Genomic DNA, 17,967 nt, shown 5'->3' with positions numbered 1-17,967 from the left:
CAACTCAGTTTGGACGCGACTTCACCTGACAGTGGCGAACATAGCAAAATAAGCGTTCAGTGCTTCTGACAGTTGGAGCATCCGGACGCTATCTTTGCAGCTGGCTGACGTTACCGCACAAATAAACGATTGTAGTCCCTGTAGCTTTGCGTCGCTGCCTTTCGGCAGCTTTGCCCCTATATAATTAGAGATTCAGCGGCACTCAACTGATTATAATTCTCGCCACATAAACATGCTTTGGCGTACTCTTCCCCTCCCGAGCTAGCAAAATCCTGACTTCTAATCTCTCATCTCCTCTAGTCTATTAGTTGCATGATCTTAAGAAATGGAAGACTTTGAGATTTTAAAGAATGGCTTCATAATACTATTTTCAAGTCGACAAATCAATAACAATCACGAAAATAATGTCGAATTATAACAAAACTTAACGACCACTAGTCTTCTATTCCTAAACAGCTTCACCCTGCCGATTATCGGCAATCAAGCCAGGGTAATAGAGCATAAAATAACCGGGAAATAGGAAGGAGGCTGCCGATGAACCGCAAAGAAAGAACGATTCATTTTGCCAAGCAGCTGTATGCCCGTGTTAAGGACGATGAAGTGCCTGCACTGGGGGCGCAGCTTACCTACTATTTGATACTCGCATTCTTTCCCTTTTTAATTTTTCTTGTCAGTGTCTTGGGTTATGCGCATCTGTCCGGCAGTGAGTTGATTGAACAATTAATCAAGCTGCTGCCTGAGGAAACAGGCCAGACCGTCCGCGGAATCGTTAATGAAGTCACGAGCAACCAGAGCGGCGCTCTTCTCTCCTTTGGTATGCTGGCTACGATCTGGGCGGCTTCCAACGGTATCAATGCGGTAATCAAGGGAATTAACAAAGCTTATGATGAAGAGGAGACCCGTCCCTTCTGGAAGGTTAGAGGAATTGCAATATTGTCTACACTCGTGCTGGCCGTAGTCATTCTGCTGGCTATGCTGATGGTTGTCTTCGGCCGGGTGCTTGGCGAGTACATGTTCTCATGGATGGGGTATCCGGCGGGATTTGAGCTTCTCTGGGGCATAATGAAATATGTTATACCGCTTCTTGTCATGTTCGGTGTATTCATGCTGCTGTACCGGGTAACACCGAACCGCAAGCTGACCTGGAAGGAGGTCATACCAGGATCCGCATTTGCCACGATCGGCTGGATTATGACCTCGCTGCTGTTCTCTTTCTACGTGAATAACTTCGGTAATTACACCAAGACGTACGGCAGCCTCGGGGCCGTTATGGTTCTGCTGATCTGGATGTATATAAGCGCCATCATTATTGTGCTCGGCGGTGAGATCAATGCAACCGCAGCTCTCGGCGGGAAGGACCGGAAACCTCGTACGGCACAGAGCCGTGTGTCTTCCCCTAGCTGGAATATAAACAAGAACAAGCCTACTTCCGCCAGGTCGTAAGGCTTGTTATTCTTTTTCAAGGCTATATCTGTTCCTATCCGATAAGCTCCCGTCTAAGCACTTCCCTGATGTTCCCGTGCGACAAGACCTGATCTTTGAAGGATGCCTGCTCTTCCCCGCTCTTCTTCATCCCGCCAGCTTCGAACAGTGCCGTCTCATCGGTGAAAGCCTGATGCATGCTGTTGTCATACCAGTCGATCTCATAATCCGCGTCATTCTTGACGATGGCAACCACTTCAAAGTCATTATCCTTAGCAGGGGCAAAATAAACAAGCACCTTCGGCGCTTCCGCCTGATTGGTGTTCACCTCCACTTCACCACACGTCCTTCCTTCCCGATCCGCAACTCTTCTAAATGCTGCATGGATGACCTGTATCATACCGTTCCCTCCGGCTCATTCGTATGCATGCTCTCAATATGCCTCTTGGTTTCATCTGTGCCCAGCATGTGCAAAAGCTTATATATGTCGGCCAAAATTGCCTCATATCCATCATTAATCTCATCACGGGAGGCCGTGCCATAGGGATGCTTCACAAAATGAAACACCTGCGCCTCGTCCATGCTCGAGAGCTCTTCAAACAGCTCCTGCAGTTTGTTCAGCTCTTCCTCATTTGCTCTGATCTCCAATTCGTATGCAGCGGCCCCGGGATCCTCCAGTATTTGCCCGGCACTTACAGACACATAGAAAGGTTTGCGGGCAAAATACGCCCCATTGCCAGTTTGCATGCCGTACAGCTCCTCATTTGTGAAAATATCTGCACGGTTAGAGTTCCAAGGGGACAGACATTTTATGCCTCTGTTCCGCATATATCTCCATTACCGCGCTATGACGGAAATAAAGACGGGAGAGGACTGAGTGATATGTGCGGAATCACCGGATGGATCGATTGGTCGCATGATCTGACCCAGGAAAGCGCAACACTAGAAAAAATGACGGATACGCTCACAGCGCGGGGACCCGATGCCTCGGGAACCTGGATTACTGCGAGTTGTGCGCTCGGCCATCGCAGACTAAGCGTGATTGATCCTGAGAACGGCCTGCAGCCCATGATCAGGCAAGCCGGAGACAATACATTCGTTCTGGTATACAATGGAGAGCTGTATAACGCTCTGGAGTTAAAGAAGGAACTGGTATCGCGCGGGCATACCTTCACCACAACCTGTGATACGGAGGTTCTGCTGGCCGCTTATGTGGAATGGGGACCAGAAGCACTGGAGCGCTTCAATGGCATCTTTGCCTTTGCCGTCTGGGACTCGAATGAACAAAAGCTGTTTGCAGCCCGTGACAGGCTCGGGGTGAAGCCATTCTTTTACAGCCGCACGGAAGGATTGTTCATCTTCGGTTCCGAACCGAAGGCTATACTGGCCCATCCCTCCTTCAAACCGGAGGTGGGAGCAGAAGGACTTGCGGAAATCTTCATTATCGGTCCAGCACGAACCCCGGGACAAGGCGTATATCGTGAGCTCACCGAGCTTAGGGCTGGCCAGTGCTTGACGGTCGACAGATCCGGAGTTCGTGTTCAGACCTACTGGAAGCTCGAGAGCCAGCCCCATGAAGACGATGTACAGACAACGGCCTCGAAGGTCGGCGAGCTGCTGCGCGATACAGTGGAACGCCAGCTTATCTCCGATGTACCGGTCTGTACGCTCCTGTCCGGCGGACTGGACTCCAGCGCTCTCACTACCCTGGCCGTCAACTACTACAACTCCACCGGTCAAGGTATTGTGGACACCTTCTCCGTTGACTATGTTGACAACGACAAGCATTTCAAAGCGCATGCCTTTCAGCCAAATGCTGATGCACCCTGGATTAAGCGGATGACCGAGCATCTGGGGACGCGGCATCACAACATCTATTTTGACACGCCTGAGCTGGCCGGTGCGCTGGATGAAGCGGTATTCGCCCGAGACCTTCCGGGCATGGCGGACGTGGATGCCTCCCTCTATTTGTTCTGCCGGGAGATCAAGCAGAATGCCACCGTTGCCATATCCGGTGAAGCCGCTGACGAAATATTCGGCGGGTACCCCTGGTTCCACCGGGAGGAATCGCTGCAGGCTCGGACCTTTCCCTGGGCGCTTGCGTCCGGCATGCGTGCGGATTTGCTGGCCCCGGATATTGCCGATTGGATCAAGCCGCTGGATTATATCGAAGCCCGGTATGCTGAAGCAATCGGTGAGGTTCCGACGCTCGCAGGTGAAGATGCTGCCCAGCAGCGGATGCGTGAAATGTCCTATCTGAATATTACCCGCTTCATGCCCACTCTGCTCGACCGCAAGGACCGGATGAGCATGGCTGTCGGGCTCGAAGTCCGCGTGCCGTTTTGCGACCACAGGCTTGTTCAGTATGTATTCAATATCCCGTGGGAGATCAAGACGGCCGGTGACCGGGAAAAGGGCATTCTTCGTCAAGCGCTCAAGGGAGTGCTTCCCGATGATGTCTTAACCCGCAAGAAGAGCCCTTATCCCAAGACACATAACCCTAATTATCTGGAGGCCGTGAGAAGCCGCCTGCTGGAAGTGCTCGCGGACAGCTCTTCGCCGCTGCTGCAGCTGATTAATGTCAAGAAAATTAGAGAGATTGCCGAGTCGGATGCTGCCACCTCCAACATTCCTTGGTTTGGACAGCTGATGTCCGGTCCGCAGCTGTTTGCCTACCTGACACAAGTTGATACCTGGCTTCGAACCTATAAGGTCTCTATCCGATAGAGATGACTATGCATGCAAGAAAGGGCTGGGTCCAAAACCTGTTCAGTGCGAACAGGAGTGGACCAGCCCTTTTTTTCATCCTTATGATCGGTCTATATGCTAGTTAGTCCGTCCGTAAACCGCCAAGCTCATCAATCAGCCGTTTCAGCGCTTGCCCTCTATGGCTGATGGACTGCTTCTCATCCTTGGACAGCTCCCCCATCGTCCGGTTGTAGGAAGGAACCCAGAAGAGCGGGTCGTACCCGAAGCCTTCCTCGCCGAAGGGACGGTTAATTATCCAGCCCTCCGCAAACCCCTCTGACTCTGTGAAGGTACGGGAGATCGGATTGTAGAATGCCAGCGCGCACACGAAACGCGCCCGGCTGAGAACCTCAGCGCCATCAGGAAGCCTGCCAGCCACATCCCTGTTATACAGTTCTCCGGCAGCTTCCGGCCGCTCCTTCCTGATCCGTTCGAGCTCGCTCAGCAGCTTCTCATTATTTGCCCTATCGCTGGCACCTTCCCCGGCATAACGCGCGGAATAGACGCCGGGCGCCCCGTCAAGCAGTGCCACTTCAAGGCCGGAGTCGTCCGCTAGGACAGGCAGACCAAGTGCCCGGCCAACCGACTCCGCCTTCTTCCTGGCGTTTGCCCGGAAGGTGTCCCCATCCTCCACGATCTCGGGAAGATGATCATAATCGAACATGCTGTGAACGCTTAAACCAAGCGGGGCAAATGCATGGGCAAACTCGCGGACTTTACCTGCATTCTTCGTTGCTACGATAACCGTATTACCGCTGCCTGCCGCACTCATACCAGCTGAACTCCAATCCTGCTGCCCGCATCGCCCAGTACCTCGCGCTGCTTGCCGACCAATTCACGGATGCCTGTCTCGCCAAGCATCAGCAGCATGTCCAATTCATCACGGGAGAATGGTGCCTCCTCACCCGTGCCCTGAATCTCCACGAATTTTCCCGCACCGGTCATGACCACATTCATATCCACCTTGGCCTGCGAGTCTTCTTCATAGTTAAGATCAAGAAGGGCCTCTTCTTTGATGACCCCGACGCTGACAGATGCAAGGTAATCGGTGATCGGATATCTGGCGAAGTTGTGCTGCTGCGCCAGCTTATGTACAGCGAGCGACAGAGCAACAAAAGCGCCTGTTATCGATGTAGTGCGCGTTCCGCCATCCGCTTGGATTACGTCGCAATCCAGTGTAATCGTCCGCTCACCGAGCGCCTGAAGATCAACGACCGAACGCAGCGCACGGCCAATAAGGCGCTGGATTTCCATTGTACGACCAGTAAGCTTCCCGCGGGCCGACTCCCTCTGATTACGGGTTTGGGTCGCTCTGGGCAGCATAGAGTATTCCGCATTGATCCAGCCTTTGCCCTGCCCCTTCATGAATTGGGGCACCTTCTCTTCCACAGTCGCCGTACACAGCACCTTGGTTTCGCCCATCTCAATCAATACAGAGCCCTCAGCATATTTATTAACATTCAACTGTATCGTAACCGGCCTCAGCTCATCGCTCTGGCGTTTATCTGTTCTCATCCGGTATGCCTCCTGACAATCTTATGGTGGCCTTGAAAGCCTTTCTTATTTTACCAAAGTCATCAGCGAAAAGCATCCCGTGGGCCGGACAGCGGTTATCAGAGTCTCTGCAGCGCTTACTTATACCTTGCACATAATGAAGGAGGACCCGCGCACCAGGCAGGTCCCCCTTCTCGGTTTAGTGGCCTGATTCCTCTTCCTATCAAGCCTTCAGCGCATTCACGAAATCGGGCCTTCCCACCGGCTCCGCATAGGAGCGGTTGTTGGTATCTACCACATCCGACAAGCCGTTGACGCGGATTAACACCTTTGCTGCACCCGTATTCTCGGTGACGGACAGTACAACTGCCTGAAGCATCTCGGCCGGGAGCTGCTGGCCCTCCTCATAGGTTTCCTCGTTCAGCTCTACGGTTACGGTGTCGCCTTTCAAGCTGATAGACTTTACCTCGACATCCGATGTCATGACATAGTTAAGTTCACGGGTGTCCAGAGGCCCCGATATCAGCTGCTGAAGAACTTCCCTTGCCGGCTCCTCACTGCGGTCAACTAGACGTGTAACCGGCACATAATACTGCTTGTTATCCTCTGACAACGCGGAGAAGTACAGTGTTACCGGCATGGATTGGCTGTGCTCCACACCAGGACCTACTTCAAGATTAATGCCGATCTGTCGGGTTAGCGGCTTGCTGAGCGGATATCCATCCACCGGCATCTCCGCCAGCTTCTCCCCTTCATGCAGAATCTCTACCTGCTCAACACCGGCAATGCCAGTTAATGTCCAGGTGATGGCTTCGACAATTTTCCGTTCGTCCTGAAGGCTATAGTCTGTAAACGGCTTGGTAAAATCAACGGTTGCCAGCTTCTGCTTGGCATCGATGTGTACACTACTGACACCGGTACCCTTAGGCAAAATCCCACGGAAACCGGCCGGCAGCTCACCCGCATGCGGTCCATCCTCCACCATCATTTCCAGCGCGATACGGCCGGCTTCCCCTGCTTCCTCTGCCGGGTCAGCCGTCAGCGTTACCGGTGCCAGATAATCTGCGCTGTCCTTTAAGTAAACCGTCAGCTGCTGCCCCCCCTGCTTCGCAGCCGTGTCCGCTAGGGCAGCTCCCGCTTGCGCTGCCTCTTCATTGCCCATATTATACTGAACCACAGGCGGATCGATCTGCTCTGCCGATTGGCCGGGCAGCAGTCCGCATCCGGCCGTCAGCAGCGGTATAGTGAGCACCCCCAGCGCCGCCCTTCTCTTCCATCCACCAGTTCGAATCATAGTATCCGAGCCTCCCCTTTGCTTGTGTGTCCGAAATTTGGTACAACCATCGTTTTGTAGTACTATGTATACGAGCCCTTCTTCTTTTTAGACCACTAACGGCCAAAATCGTACAAGGGGTGTTGAACATGTCTGATCCAAGCAAGTACAGCCTGAACAGCAAGCTCGTCGCACAAGCAACCGAAGAATGGCTTGAGAAGCGGGGGGTCACAAAGAGGGAAATTGCCGAGCTCGTCATGGTGCTCCAGCAGGCCTATTTCCCGGATCTGACCATTGAAGAATGTGAGCAGAACGTCAATGCGGTTCTCTCCAAGCGGGAAGTCCAAAATGCCGTCCTGACAGGCATTCAGCTTGATTTGCTGGCGGAGGAGGGCAAGCTGCTGCCGCCGCTGCAGGAAATGATCAAGCATGATGAAGGCTTATATGGCTGCGATGAAGTATTGGCGTTGTCCATTGTAAACGTCTACGGCAGTATCGGCTTCACCAACTTCGGCTACATTGACAAACTGAAGCCCGGCGTACTTATGCGCCTGAACGATAAGTCGGATCGTGAAATCCACACCTTTCTCGACGATATTGTGGGCGCGATTGCCGCTTCCGCAAGCAGCCGGATTGCCCACCGCAAACAAGCAGAGCGGGAAGGCAATATGAATGTACCGATCGACTAAGCATAGAATGGCCTGTTAGGCGACTGTTACCCGGGCCGCAACAAGCAAATCGCCAGCGCAAGTCCTCCACGGACACGCTGGCGATCTTTTTATACTGTATGAAGTCTTTGACTGGTTCTGTTGACTGGTTCTGTTGACCGGTTCTGTTGATCGGTTCTGTTGATCGGTTCTGTTGACCGGGTTGCTATCCAGGTTGCTATACAGCTGCCCTGACGTATCTGAACAGGCCCGAGCCATCCTGCACTGCAGCCGCCCGGCCCTTCTGCACCAGATGCTCAAGATGGGCAAGCGTTTCGGACATGGCGAACCGTAAATTGTGGGCACTGCCCATTGTCCGCGCACCGAACAGACGCTCACAAAGCTCATAACCGGTCACAGGCTTTTCCAGGAGCCCCTCTATCAGTTGAAGACGCTGCTCATGATGGGTGATTAAGTCCTGAACCCTTCCGCGAAAACCGGCAAACGGTTCCCTGTGCCCGGGATAAGCCATGCCGACTTCGAGGCCCGACAGCCGGTTCAGGCTGTCCAGAAACTGCTGGAGCGGGTCAGGATGCTCACCCGGAACAAGGCTGATATTGGGCGTTATTCCCGGAAGCACAGCGTCACCGCAAATCATGTCCAGACCGGTATGATCATAGAAGCAAATATGCCCGCTGGCATGACCCGGCGTGTGAAGCAGCTCCCACGTTCTGCCGCCGAACATCATACTCATGCCTTCCTCAATATAGGTGACATTCGGCTGCGGGCTTACACGCTCTACGAAGCTGGCCAGATGGCCGGCTATCTGTTCAAGCAGAACATCCGGCATGCCATGCTGCCTGAACTGCCCGGTAAGCTCCCTATCAAAGCTGCGGTCCTCTCCCCATAATCTGGTTGCATAACGGTGTGCCTCCCGCGACATGTAGACAGGCGCCCCGGACTGCTCCTGAAACCACCCGGCCAGCCCGTAGTGATCGGGATGCTGATGTGTCAGCACAATCTGATTAATTTGGCCTGCCGTAACAGAAAGTCCTCCAAGCACCTCAGTCCATAAGGCTGCCGCTTCGGGGGTATGCAGCCCAGGATCGATCAGCGTCCAGCCTTCACCTTCAGGCAGAAGATAGCTGTTAACATAACGGAGGGAGAAGGGAAGCGGAACCTTCACCCGAATCCAGCCATTATCGCACAGTTGGAGAGGAAGCCCGTTCCCAGTCATACTCAAGCGGTTACGCCCCCTGTCATAATCAGCCGCTGTGATTCCCGGCTGTCATAATCCGTCCCGTCATAATTTCCGTATACCCGTTCCAGCTGCAGACCTGCAGCAGCCAGCTCCCTATTAAACCAGTCCAGCTGATAGAGCCTTACCCGCTCTGTATATACCCGCTCCCTGCCATCAGGCAGAATGATTCGAATATCCTTGATGACTGCTCCTGATTCAATCCGTCTGTCCTCACGAATGATCCAGCCCGTATCCCCATCAGTGCGTTCCGAATGCGGAACCAGATTCGCCTGCACATACACCGGGTTCAGAAAATCAATCAGGAACCGGCCCCCGGGTTTCAAAACCCTTCTCAGCTCCCTAATGACCGTCCTATTGTCCGCCTCATCCTCGAAATAGCCGAAGGAGGTGAAGAAGTTTACCGTCCCGTCAAACTGGCCGTCCGCAAACGGCAAGCACCGCATATCCCCGCGCTCCCACCTAACACTTCCCTCAGTGTCCCTGGCCCGCGCCTCTGCCAGCAGCTGTTCCGAGAGATCCATCCCGGTGACCCGAAAGCCCAGGTCATGAAGGGCAAGTGCATGCCTGCCCATCCCGCAGCCTACATCCAGCACCTCGGCACCTTGCGCAAGCCCCAAATAACCCACCATATTGCAGACCTCACGGTACGCGTTATCCCAGTCCCTATGCTTATAAACAACCATATAATCCTCGCCGAAGCTGTGTTCAAACCATTCCCCCACGACTATGTACCTCCTGTAGATCCCTGCTTATGATAAACGCACCAGACGGTCTGTTCCATGCAGCTCCTCAAGTGACGCCGCACCTATTCCGAACATGGCAGCCTTGAGTTCAAACTCAATACGCTCCAGCTGATGATAAATCGCGGCCAGACGCTCTTCGCGTCCGCCAACTGCCGCACCTGCCAGCAGGGAGCGGCCAAAGCCGGCCAAATCCGCGCCAAGGGCAAGCGCTTTGGCTGCATCCACCCCGCTTCTCAGGCCGCCGCTTGCTATGAGAGTGACATCCTTTAAGCAGGAGCGCACCTCATGTATGCATTCGGCTGTCGGAATTCCCCAATCCGTGAAGGCCTCTGCCGCTTCTCTGCGGACCTTATCCGTACTGCGGTGTTTTTCTACCTGGCTCCATGAGGTTCCGCCAGCTCCGGCCACATCTATAAAGGCTGCGCCAGCCTCTGCCAGCCGGACGGCATTGGCGCCGTCTATGCCCCAGCCGACCTCTTTGACCCCTACCGGCACCTCCAGCTTCGCACACAGCGTTTCAATCCGTGCCAGCAAATTCCTGAAGTTGGTGTCTCCCTCGGGCTGGAAGATTTCCTGCATGCTGTTCAGATGGAGGACAAGACCGTCCGCTTCCGCCAGCTCCACGATTTCACGGCACTGCTCCACACCGAAGCCATAGTTCAGCTGAACGGCTCCGACATTCGCGAGAACCGGTATAGTAGGGGCTGCCTGCCTGATTTTAAAGGTCGGGGCGAGCTCGCCATCCTCAATAGCTGCGCGCATCGAGCCGAGCCCGATTGCCCAGCCCCGCTCCTCTGCAGCTTCGGCCAGCAGCAAATTGATGGCGCCAGCTTCATCCGTACCGCCTGTCATGGAGCTGATCAGCAGAGGAGCCGCCACCTTCTTCCCCAAGAAATAAGCGCCCGTCCCTATATCCGAAAAATTCAGCTCCGGAACGGCAGCATGCCGAAACCGGTAGCTCTCAAAGCCGGCCGTTAATCCGCTTTCTACCTGTTCTTCCAGACAGATTCGGATATGCTCGCTCTTGCGCCTGGCCGTGAGGCGTCCTGCATTCTGTATCGTTTCATGCTCCCGTTTCATAGATCGACTCCCATCGGCTGCATCCAGCTTGGTGATTTACTTGCCGTTTTCCCCTAGACCTTAAAATATGTCATATAGACTTCCACTTTTGCTAGCATAGCAAAAATCTCCGGTGATTGGTATTCGATTGATTCATCCTTCCAATTGTACCCTTTTCCGCTGTTATGCGCATCCCAATGATACAAGAGCAGTAGAAGCCCCCTTTACATGAGAGTTGTGGAGCCGGTGAGCCTCTTGAGCATTATGGACGGCCTCTGTCTATACACTTGATTCCATTTACGAATGCTTCAATCCAGCTGTGTTGATTAAGCCGCAAAGGTAGGGGTACTATTAAGGAAAAACCGGACTCTGGATAGGAGGCTCTTAAAGCGATGAAGATCAAGAGATTCGACGACAAGGCTGCACTTTACGCCTATGCAGCCAGGCTGATCACTCAGCTTCTGCAGGAAAAACCGGATTGTACGCTGGGATTCGCCACCGGCTCAACACCTATCGGCATCTACGAGCAGCTCGTCAGCTTGTATTCGCAAGGCCGCGTTTCCTTCGCAAAAGCGCTGAGCTTCAATCTGGACGAATATGTCGGACTCTCCGGAAGCCATCCGCAGAGCTACCGGCAATACATGCTGCAGCACTTGTTCCGGCATACCGACTTCAATCCTCGGAACATATACATACCTGACGGAATGGCAGCTGATCTCGAGGCCGAATGCCAGCGATATGACAGCCTGCTGGAGGAGCATCCGATTGATTTGCAGCTGCTTGGTATCGGCCATAACGGGCATATCGGATTTAATGAGCCGGGTCATGCATTGACCGCGAGAACCCATTTGGTCACCCTGGAGCCGGAAACCCGCGCAGCGAACGCGCGTTTCTTCCACTCGGAAGATGAAGTGCCGAGGCAGGCCATTACAATGGGAATGGGTTCGATTCTGAAGGCAAGGTCCATTCTGCTCGTCGTCACAGGGGCAGACAAAGCGGCAGTTGTTAGTGAGGCTTTGGCTGGGTCAATCTCAACCGCATGCCCGGCATCATTGCTGCAGACCCATGCCGACGTTACCGTTCTGCTGGACCGCGATGCTGGGAGGGAGCTTCATGATTCCAGCCTCTAAAACGGAGTGGCGTCTCTACAACGCGCAGATTGCAGCAGGCAATGCTGTCATATTCGGCAGCGTTCATATACGGGATGGCCGAATTCTGGCGGTAGAAGCAACTGGTGCAGCAGAGCCTCATCATACCTTATCAGGTGAACAGCCTTCGCCGGACCACCAGAATGACTGTCCGGCTGTTGATGCGCATGGCGGATGGCTGCTGCCTGGCTTTATTGATATCCACTGTCACGGCGGCTCGGGCGGTGATTTTATGGATGCTTCCATCCCATCGTATGAGCAGATCACCCGCTTTCATGCAGCCCACGGCACAACCGGGATGCTGGCTACATCTGTGACGGCATCCAAGCCTGCAATTGAAAGGATGCTTGCCGCTGCTGCCTCCTGGCGAGAGCAGGATCTCAGCAAGGGGGCCAGGCTGCTCGGGGTTCATCTGGAGGGACCGTTCATCAGCCCGCGCTGGCCAGGCGCCCAAAATCCCGCTTTTATTACAGAACCGAATACGGTGTGGCTGAAGCAGTGGACCGCAGATTACCCGGAGCTCATCAAGATCGTAACTCTTGCACCCGAACAGCCAGGAGCAACAGAGCTGATCCGGTTTTTGAAATCAGAAGGGATTATTGCCAGCTGCGGGCATACCGATGCATCTTACGATGTGATCAGGGAGGCGGCCGGCGCGGGACTTCAGCATGCGGTTCACACGTTTAATGCGATGCGCGGCCTGCACCATCGAGAGCCCGGAACAGCAGGTGCTGTCTTGACTATGGACGGTATCAGCACCGAAATCATCGCTGACGGCCACCATGTCCATGAGGGGGCCATCAGGCTACTGCTGCGCTGCAAGCCGGCTGACAAAATAATCCTTATAACAGATGCCATCTCGGCAGCAGGTCTTGGCGACGGAAGCTACGAGCTCGGCGGGCTTCCGCTGACCGTTGAGGATGGTGTAGCCAGACTACAGAAGGACGGAAGCCTGGCGGGCAGCACATTAACCATGCTCAGCGCTTTCCGCTTTGTCATCGAGCATTGTGGTCTTAGTCCCCTGGAAGCCAGCCGTCTAGCCAGCACCAATCCCGCCCGCCTGCTCGGCATGGATGACCACCTTGGAACCATCGCTCCCGGTATGTCTGCCGACATGGTGCTCCTGAACAGACATTTTGAGCATCAAGCCACATGGATAGGCGGTGAGCTCGCCGGATAATTGTGTGGTTGTGCTGCCACTACAGCAAAGCCGGCTTTAGCCTACAGGACAAAAAGAAGAAGCTCATCCAGCCGGCAGGCTGAGAGAGCTCCTTCTTGATATTAGACGGAGAATACTAACGCTCCACCCATGCCCGGTCCTCAAGCAGACGCTCGACAGACTGCCAGTCGGGAAGCGCTTCCCAATCTCCGCGCCCTTGAACGACCAACGAGCCGCAGATGCTGGCAATCCGCACTGCGTCAACTGCTGTTCGTCCGCGCAGCAGACCTGACAAAAATCCTGCACAGAACCCGTCCCCGGCACCAACCGTGTCAACGACCTTCTCAGCCGGGTAGAACGGTACTTCGGTCCGGCTCCCTTGCTCCAGCACTAGCGTGCTGCCGTTATAGCCCTTCACAATTGACACGGCCTTAAGCTTCGCAAGCCTGGTCATGATATCCTGTTCGCTGTCTGTATCGTAGAGCAGCTGCAGCTCATCCCAGCCGGGCAGGAAATAATCCGCTTCCTCCGCTATTGGCAGCAGGACACGGCGGGCCTCCTCTGCGCTCCATAGCTTAAGCCTGAGATTCGGGTCAAAGCAGACGGTCACGCCGGCTTCCTTCGCCATCCGAACTGCCTCTAGCATCGTATTGCGAGCGGTTTCACTAATGGCTGCGGTGATGCCTGTCACATGGAGCAGCTTGGCTCCCTGTATGTATGCCTGGTCAAGATGCTGAGGCTCCATCCGGCTTGCCGCCGAATGCTTCCGGTAGTAATGAACCGCCAGCTTGCCGGCGATGCTCTCCCGGAACATTAAGCCAGTCTGTTCACCGGCCAGCAATCGGGCACGGGACACATCCACACCTTCCCCGCGGATTGCCTTGAGAATACGGGTGCCGAACGGGTCATTACCCAGCGCACCGAACCAGCCGACGGAGCTGCCCAGGCGGGCCGCTCCAATCGCCACATTACTCTCTGCGCCGCCGAATGAGTGCTCCAGCGCTGATGAATGCTCCAGCGCGCGAAATTCCGGTGTCATGAACAAGGCCATCGTTTCCCCGAATGTAATCAAATCAGGTGATTGTCCAGTCACGTTCCCTTCTCCCTTCGCTTTGGCTGTTTCTGCTTATACCACTTGCTTGTACATCGGATACTGCATGAAATACAGAATAACCAGATATATGACCAGAACAATCAGGCTCATCGTGCGAACGCGCTTGATCATCTCAGCTGCGCTCTTACCTGAACGGATTGAAGAGACAATTCCCTTCAACGGCTTGGTCATGATTCCGCCAAGCGCAGCAATCGCCAGGAACAGTACGATGACGATAATCATCCATGCAACGGTGTATTCACCAGCCTGTGAAATCAGGTAACCGCCGGTAAGAAGCTGCAGAATCAGAAAATACTGTGCGATCCGGTTGCCGAGCACCAGCCCTTCGGCCAGACCTGCCTGCCCTTCCCCTGTCAGCTGCGTGGTACGCCCTACGAGGAACGGCAGCAGCAGATAGAAGCCCATACCGCCTGTTCCAATTACATGGAGCAGCAGCATAATATCCAACATATCAGCACCCCCAAATTATTCTATTAAATAGTATACTGCAATCGCAATTCAAAGACAAAATCAGGCTCCCATTCTACGCTTGCACAGCACGGCCTTAATCATAAAATAATCAATTTCATCGGGCAGTGCTTCCTTCAGCGGCTTCAGCTTGTCGTCGCCCAGCTCGTCAGCCGCACGGTGAATAGCCGCCTCTTGTTCCTCGTTCACAATGCGGGACCAGTCCAGCTCGCTGCCTTCCTCCGCGCAGCGGATCAGATGTCCCTCGATTGTAACAGTGCTCATGCCCCTCTCCGCTGCAATCTGCTTAGGCGACATGCCGCTCTGAAACATTTCCCAGGTTACCGTGTGACTGGCCTCCGCCTTGCCCTCATCCCTTGAGCTGCTTCTCCGGTAATCCGTTCTTTCTCCGTGATCAGGATTGCTGTCAACCCGTTCTTCATCCCTCATCAAACTGCTGCCGCTGTCTATTACGCCGCCCGAATGCTCAGCTATCAAGCCGAGCACTGCTCGGCCATATTTCTGCGCCTTCGCAGTTCCTACTCCCTTGATGCCAAGAAGGTCCTCGAGCGTCCGCGGGCGGGCCTCCGCCATCTCCCTCAGAGCGGCATCAAAGAAGAGCATGAACGGCGGAACGCCTTCTGTAGCGGCTGCCTCCTTACGCCAAGCGCGAAGAGCCTCAAAGAGCGGGGTATTGACGGCGTTACTGGATTGTGCCGCACCCCCCGCGATTTTACGGGACGGCTGCGACAGAACGGTTTTACGGCGGTAGAGCGTCTCCTTGCCTTCAAGCACAGGCAGTGCCTTCGCTGTTAAGGCGACTGTGGGATACTGTCCGTCGCTCATCCGCAGCAGACCTTCGGCAACAAGCCAGTATAGAAGGTCCGCGATCTCCTTCTCGGAACGGCTGCGCATTAGACCGTAGGTCGTCAGCCTGTCCAAACCAAATTCCCGGATTCTCTTCTCTCCGGAGCCCTTCAGCACCTTTGCTGCCATTACGACCCCGAACCGGCCTTTCATCCGGCCAACACAGGATAGTGCCATCTGTGCATCCGCTGTTATATCAATCGGCTCGCTCGTATCCAGGCAGCTGCTGCATTTGCCGCAGGGAGCGACATCCGCTTCGCCAAAATACTCCACAATAAATTGCTGAAGGCAGCGCTCCGTGCGCGTGTAATTCATCATGGTCTGCAGCTTCGACAGCTGGATGGATTTGCGGGATTCATCACCGGTTCCCTGATCGATCAGGAATCGCTGGATCTGCGTATCCTGCGGTTCAAACAGCAGCACGCATTCGCTCTCCTCGCCGTCGCGACCGGCACGGCCTGCTTCCTGATAGTAAGACTCAATGTCGCCGGGCATCTGATAGTGCACGACATACCGGACATTCGGCTTGTCGATCCCCATCCCGAAGGCGTTGGTTGCCACCATGACACGCAGCTCGTCAAAACGGAACTTCTCCTGATTCTCTGTCCGCTCGGCATCGCTCAATCCGCCATGATATTTGCCCGCTTCCACTCCCCACTTGCCAAGCTCAGCATGCAGCTGCTCTACTTCCTTACGGGTCGCAGCATAAATAATACCTGATTGCTCCCGCCGCTCTGCCAGATACTGCCTCAGATAACCACGCTTGTCTCCTCCGCTCAGCACGGAAAGCGACAGGTTCGAGCGGGCAAATCCGGTAACGAATACATTGGGATTCCGCAGTGAAAGCATGGCAGATATATCTTCGGCCACATCCGGCGTTGCCGTTGCCGTAAATGCGGCAACAAGCGGCCGGTCTTGGAGCCGGCCAATCCATCCGGCGAGCTGCCTGTAGCTGGGGCGAAAATCATGGCCCCACTGCGAAACGCAGTGGGCTTCGTCAATAGCGATAAGAGGCACCCTCATCTGAGAGAGCAGGCCTGAGAAAGCCGGAGCATCCAGCCGCTCAGGTGCTATGTACAGCAGCTTGTAGTCGCCGCGCGCAGCCGACCGCATAACGTCCCTGTACTCGGTTGCGCCGAGCGAGCTGTTCAGATAAGCGGCCGGGACACCCAGCCTGTTCAGTGCATCCACCTGGTCCTTCATCAGCGAGATAAGCGGCGATACGACAACGGTCGTTCCCTCCAGGAGCATAGCCGGAATCTGGTAGCAAACCGATTTCCCGCCGCCTGTCGGCAGAATTGCCAGTGTGTCGCGCCCTTCCAGCAGCCCGCCGATAATATCCGATTGTCCTTTGCGGAAGCTGTCGTACCCGTACACCGACTTCAGCAGCACCGCAGCCTGTTCCAATGCTGTCTGCTGTCCTGCTCCGGGGTCCTCCCATTGTTGTTCCCACTGCTTACCTGCCATTTCTCTTTCCTTCCTTTCACCACAGCAGAAAAAGATGCAGGGGCCGCTAAACACGGCAAGACCCTGCCGTAAAGGTCAGGGCCTTGCCTGCAGGTGCTCCCTGCACTGCTGCAGAACATTCTATTGTCAGCCTGTTATGACTTTAATTACGTTACGCACGGAATCCGCAGACTTGTCCAGCGCCGCCTTCTCTTCCGCTGTCAGCTCCAGTTCAAGCACCTTTTCGATACCGTCACCGCCCAGAATAACTGGCACGCCCATGAACAGGTCATGGTATCCATACTCCCCTTGAAGCAGCGCGATAACCGGGATTATTCGCTTCTTGTCCTTCAGAATCGCTTCCGTCATCTGAACAAGTGATGCAGCAGGCGCATAATATGCGCTGCCGTTGCCGAGCAGGTTAACAATCTCTCCGCCGCCAACTCGTGTGCGCTGAACAATCGCTTCAATACGGTCTGCGGGGATCAGCTTCTCAATCGGAATACCGCCAACATTCGAATATCGAACAAGCGGCACCATGTCATCGCCGTGACCACCGAGAACAAAGCCGCGGACATCCTCCACCGATACGTTAAGCTCCTGCGCGATGAACGTGCAGTAGCGGGCCGTATCCAGTACACCGGACTGTCCGATTACGCGGTTCTTCGGAAAGCCAAGTGCTTCATTCGCTACAAATGTCATGGCGTCAACCGGATTGCTCAGAATGATGACATAAGCGTCAGGGCTGGTTGCCTTGATATTGCCGCACACTGATCTAACAATGCCTGCATTCGTGTTGACAAGATCGTCGCGACTCATGCCGGGCTTGCGTGCAATACCCGCCGTAATAATCACCACATCCGAGTCCTTCGTATCGCCATAATCGGAAGTGCCTGTAATCTTCGCATCCACGCCCTGCACAGGTGTTGACTCCAGCATATCAAGCGCTTTGCCCTTGGTCGGATTCTCAAGCTGCGGAATATCGACTAGTACGATATCCCCCAGCTCCTTTTGCGCCAGCATAAGTGCTGCAGTCGCACCCGTGAAACCTGCACCAATGACTGTGATCTTATTCCGTTTGATTGCCATGCCCTGCCAACCTCCTATGAATTCCTGAAATGCCGGGCCGCTGACCGACC

At 54.6% G+C, this 17,967-nt stretch carries 17 protein-coding genes and 1 riboswitch; of the genes, 5 read left to right on the top strand and 12 right to left on the bottom strand.

The window, feature by feature from the left end:
• Positions 1-92: 92 nt before the first annotated feature.
• Positions 93-185, bottom strand: a riboswitch (cyclic di-GMP riboswitch).
• 349 nt (positions 186-534) lie between these two features.
• Complete coding sequence (locus L1N82_RS09890) at positions 535-1,443, top strand: YihY/virulence factor BrkB family protein (protein WP_235287213.1); 909 nt, start codon at positions 535-537, stop codon at positions 1,441-1,443.
• A gap of 34 nt (positions 1,444-1,477) precedes the next feature.
• On the opposite strand, the gene L1N82_RS09885 is transcribed toward L1N82_RS09890, so the two are convergent.
• Together L1N82_RS09885 and L1N82_RS09880 are read right to left on the bottom strand one after the other, a co-directional pair.
• A complete protein-coding gene (locus L1N82_RS09885) occupies positions 1,478-1,822 on the bottom strand; it encodes a hypothetical protein (protein ID WP_235287212.1) in 345 nt (114 codons plus the stop codon).
• Positions 1,819-2,169 carry a hypothetical protein gene (locus L1N82_RS09880; RefSeq protein ID WP_235287211.1) on the bottom strand — a complete coding sequence of 117 codons (351 nt, stop codon included), beginning with the start codon at positions 2,167-2,169 and terminating at the stop codon, positions 1,819-1,821. Before L1N82_RS09880 ends, L1N82_RS09885 begins: the two co-directional genes overlap by 4 nt.
• A gap of 135 nt (positions 2,170-2,304) precedes the next feature.
• Here L1N82_RS09880 and asnB point away from each other — a divergent pair, with 135 nt between their 5' ends.
• Positions 2,305-4,149: an asparagine synthase (glutamine-hydrolyzing) gene (asnB, locus tag L1N82_RS09875; RefSeq protein WP_235287210.1), complete on the top strand. Its 1,845-nt coding sequence runs from the start codon at positions 2,305-2,307 to the stop codon at positions 4,147-4,149.
• Positions 4,150-4,252: 103 nt separating this feature from the next.
• Here asnB and L1N82_RS09870 read toward each other — a convergent pair whose 3' ends face one another.
• The 3 genes from L1N82_RS09870 to L1N82_RS09860 all read right to left on the bottom strand — a co-directional run bounded on the left by L1N82_RS09870 (position 4,253) and on the right by L1N82_RS09860 (position 6,958).
• A complete protein-coding gene (locus L1N82_RS09870) occupies positions 4,253-4,942 on the bottom strand; it encodes a non-canonical purine NTP pyrophosphatase (RefSeq protein ID WP_235287209.1) in 690 nt (229 codons plus the stop codon).
• Entirely contained in the window at positions 4,939-5,685 is a 747-nt protein-coding gene (gene rph, locus L1N82_RS09865) for a ribonuclease PH (RefSeq protein ID WP_235287208.1), read from the bottom strand. Before rph ends, L1N82_RS09870 begins: the two co-directional genes overlap by 4 nt.
• A gap of 202 nt (positions 5,686-5,887) precedes the next feature.
• Positions 5,888-6,958, bottom strand: a complete 1,071-nt coding sequence (locus L1N82_RS09860) for a GerMN domain-containing protein (RefSeq protein WP_235287207.1) — start codon at positions 6,956-6,958, stop codon at positions 5,888-5,890.
• Between the two features lie 128 nt (positions 6,959-7,086).
• Here L1N82_RS09860 and L1N82_RS09855 point away from each other — a divergent pair, with 128 nt between their 5' ends.
• Complete coding sequence (locus tag L1N82_RS09855; protein WP_235287206.1) at positions 7,087-7,626, top strand: phosphatidylglycerophosphatase A family protein; 540 nt, start codon at positions 7,087-7,089, stop codon at positions 7,624-7,626.
• 196 nt (positions 7,627-7,822) lie between these two features.
• Here the strand turns inward: L1N82_RS09855 and L1N82_RS09850 are convergent, their stop codons facing one another.
• Genes L1N82_RS09850 through fni form a run of 3 tightly spaced genes read right to left on the bottom strand, consistent with a single transcriptional unit; the run spans position 7,823 to position 10,668 of the window.
• A complete protein-coding gene (locus tag L1N82_RS09850; protein WP_235287362.1) occupies positions 7,823-8,821 on the bottom strand; it encodes an MBL fold metallo-hydrolase in 999 nt (332 codons plus the stop codon).
• Positions 8,822-8,823: 2 nt separating this feature from the next.
• Positions 8,824-9,567 carry a class I SAM-dependent methyltransferase gene (locus L1N82_RS09845; protein ID WP_235287205.1) on the bottom strand — a complete coding sequence of 248 codons (744 nt, stop codon included), beginning with the start codon at positions 9,565-9,567 and terminating at the stop codon, positions 8,824-8,826.
• A 27-nt stretch (positions 9,568-9,594) separates the two neighbouring features.
• Complete coding sequence (gene fni / locus L1N82_RS09840) at positions 9,595-10,668, bottom strand: type 2 isopentenyl-diphosphate Delta-isomerase (protein ID WP_235287204.1); 1,074 nt, start codon at positions 10,666-10,668, stop codon at positions 9,595-9,597.
• 371 nt (positions 10,669-11,039) lie between these two features.
• Here fni and nagB point away from each other — a divergent pair, with 371 nt between their 5' ends.
• Both nagB and nagA read left to right on the top strand, forming a co-directional pair.
• Entirely contained in the window at positions 11,040-11,777 is a 738-nt protein-coding gene (gene nagB / locus L1N82_RS09835; protein ID WP_235287203.1) for a glucosamine-6-phosphate deaminase, read from the top strand.
• Complete coding sequence (gene nagA, locus L1N82_RS09830; protein WP_235287202.1) at positions 11,761-12,975, top strand: N-acetylglucosamine-6-phosphate deacetylase; 1,215 nt, start codon at positions 11,761-11,763, stop codon at positions 12,973-12,975. The genes nagB and nagA overlap by 17 nt, the downstream gene beginning before the upstream one ends.
• A 115-nt stretch (positions 12,976-13,090) precedes the next feature.
• On the opposite strand, the gene L1N82_RS09825 is transcribed toward nagA, so the two are convergent.
• From L1N82_RS09825 to mdh, 4 genes are all read right to left on the bottom strand, one after another.
• Positions 13,091-14,047 carry a sugar kinase gene (locus tag L1N82_RS09825; RefSeq protein ID WP_235287201.1) on the bottom strand — a complete coding sequence of 319 codons (957 nt, stop codon included), beginning with the start codon at positions 14,045-14,047 and terminating at the stop codon, positions 13,091-13,093.
• A gap of 33 nt (positions 14,048-14,080) precedes the next feature.
• Positions 14,081-14,518 (bottom strand): hypothetical protein, encoded by a 438-nt coding sequence (locus L1N82_RS09820; protein ID WP_235287200.1) that lies wholly within the window; start codon positions 14,516-14,518, stop codon positions 14,081-14,083.
• Between the two features lie 60 nt (positions 14,519-14,578).
• Positions 14,579-16,849, bottom strand: coding sequence for a DNA helicase RecQ (recQ, locus tag L1N82_RS09815; RefSeq protein ID WP_235287199.1), 2,271 nt, complete (start codon positions 16,847-16,849; stop codon positions 14,579-14,581).
• A 126-nt stretch (positions 16,850-16,975) separates the two neighbouring features.
• The gene (gene mdh / locus L1N82_RS09810) at positions 16,976-17,917 is read right to left on the bottom strand and encodes a malate dehydrogenase (RefSeq protein WP_235287198.1); all 942 of its coding nucleotides are present in this window, start codon (positions 17,915-17,917) and stop codon (positions 16,976-16,978) included.
• Between the last annotated feature and the right edge of the window lie 50 nt (positions 17,918-17,967).

Source organism: Paenibacillus tarimensis (assembly GCF_021532315.1).
GTDB lineage: Bacteria > Bacillota > Bacilli > Paenibacillales > Paenibacillaceae > Paenibacillus_I > Paenibacillus_I tarimensis.
The sequence above is the reverse complement of the archived record's forward strand: the minus strand, read 5'-3'. Positions and strand labels throughout refer to the sequence as shown.

Bases quoted from the DNA above. Each gene is read 5' to 3' on its own strand.
- L1N82_RS09890 (WP_235287213.1), top strand. From the start codon at position 535: ATGAACCGCAAAGAAAGAACGATTCATTTTGCCAAGCAGCTGTATGCC.
- L1N82_RS09885 (WP_235287212.1), bottom strand. From the start codon at position 1,822: ATGATACAGGTCATCCATGCAGCATTTAGAAGAGTTGCGGATCGGGAA.
- L1N82_RS09880 (WP_235287211.1), bottom strand. From the start codon at position 2,169: ATGCAAACTGGCAATGGGGCGTATTTTGCCCGCAAACCTTTCTATGTG.
- asnB (WP_235287210.1), top strand. From the start codon at position 2,305: ATGTGCGGAATCACCGGATGGATCGATTGGTCGCATGATCTGACCCAG.
- L1N82_RS09870 (WP_235287209.1), bottom strand. From the start codon at position 4,942: ATGAGTGCGGCAGGCAGCGGTAATACGGTTATCGTAGCAACGAAGAAT.
- rph (WP_235287208.1), bottom strand. From the start codon at position 5,685: ATGAGAACAGATAAACGCCAGAGCGATGAGCTGAGGCCGGTTACGATA.
- L1N82_RS09860 (WP_235287207.1), bottom strand. From the start codon at position 6,958: ATGATTCGAACTGGTGGATGGAAGAGAAGGGCGGCGCTGGGGGTGCTC.
- L1N82_RS09855 (WP_235287206.1), top strand. From the start codon at position 7,087: ATGTCTGATCCAAGCAAGTACAGCCTGAACAGCAAGCTCGTCGCACAA.
- L1N82_RS09850 (WP_235287362.1), bottom strand. From the start codon at position 8,821: ATGACTGGGAACGGGCTTCCTCTCCAACTGTGCGATAATGGCTGGATT.
- fni (WP_235287204.1), bottom strand. From the start codon at position 10,668: ATGAAACGGGAGCATGAAACGATACAGAATGCAGGACGCCTCACGGCC.
- nagB (WP_235287203.1), top strand. From the start codon at position 11,040: ATGAAGATCAAGAGATTCGACGACAAGGCTGCACTTTACGCCTATGCA.
- nagA (WP_235287202.1), top strand. From the start codon at position 11,761: ATGATTCCAGCCTCTAAAACGGAGTGGCGTCTCTACAACGCGCAGATT.
- L1N82_RS09820 (WP_235287200.1), bottom strand. From the start codon at position 14,518: ATGTTGGATATTATGCTGCTGCTCCATGTAATTGGAACAGGCGGTATG.
- recQ (WP_235287199.1), bottom strand. From the start codon at position 16,849: ATGGCAGGTAAGCAGTGGGAACAACAATGGGAGGACCCCGGAGCAGGA.
- mdh (WP_235287198.1), bottom strand. From the start codon at position 17,917: ATGGCAATCAAACGGAATAAGATCACAGTCATTGGTGCAGGTTTCACG.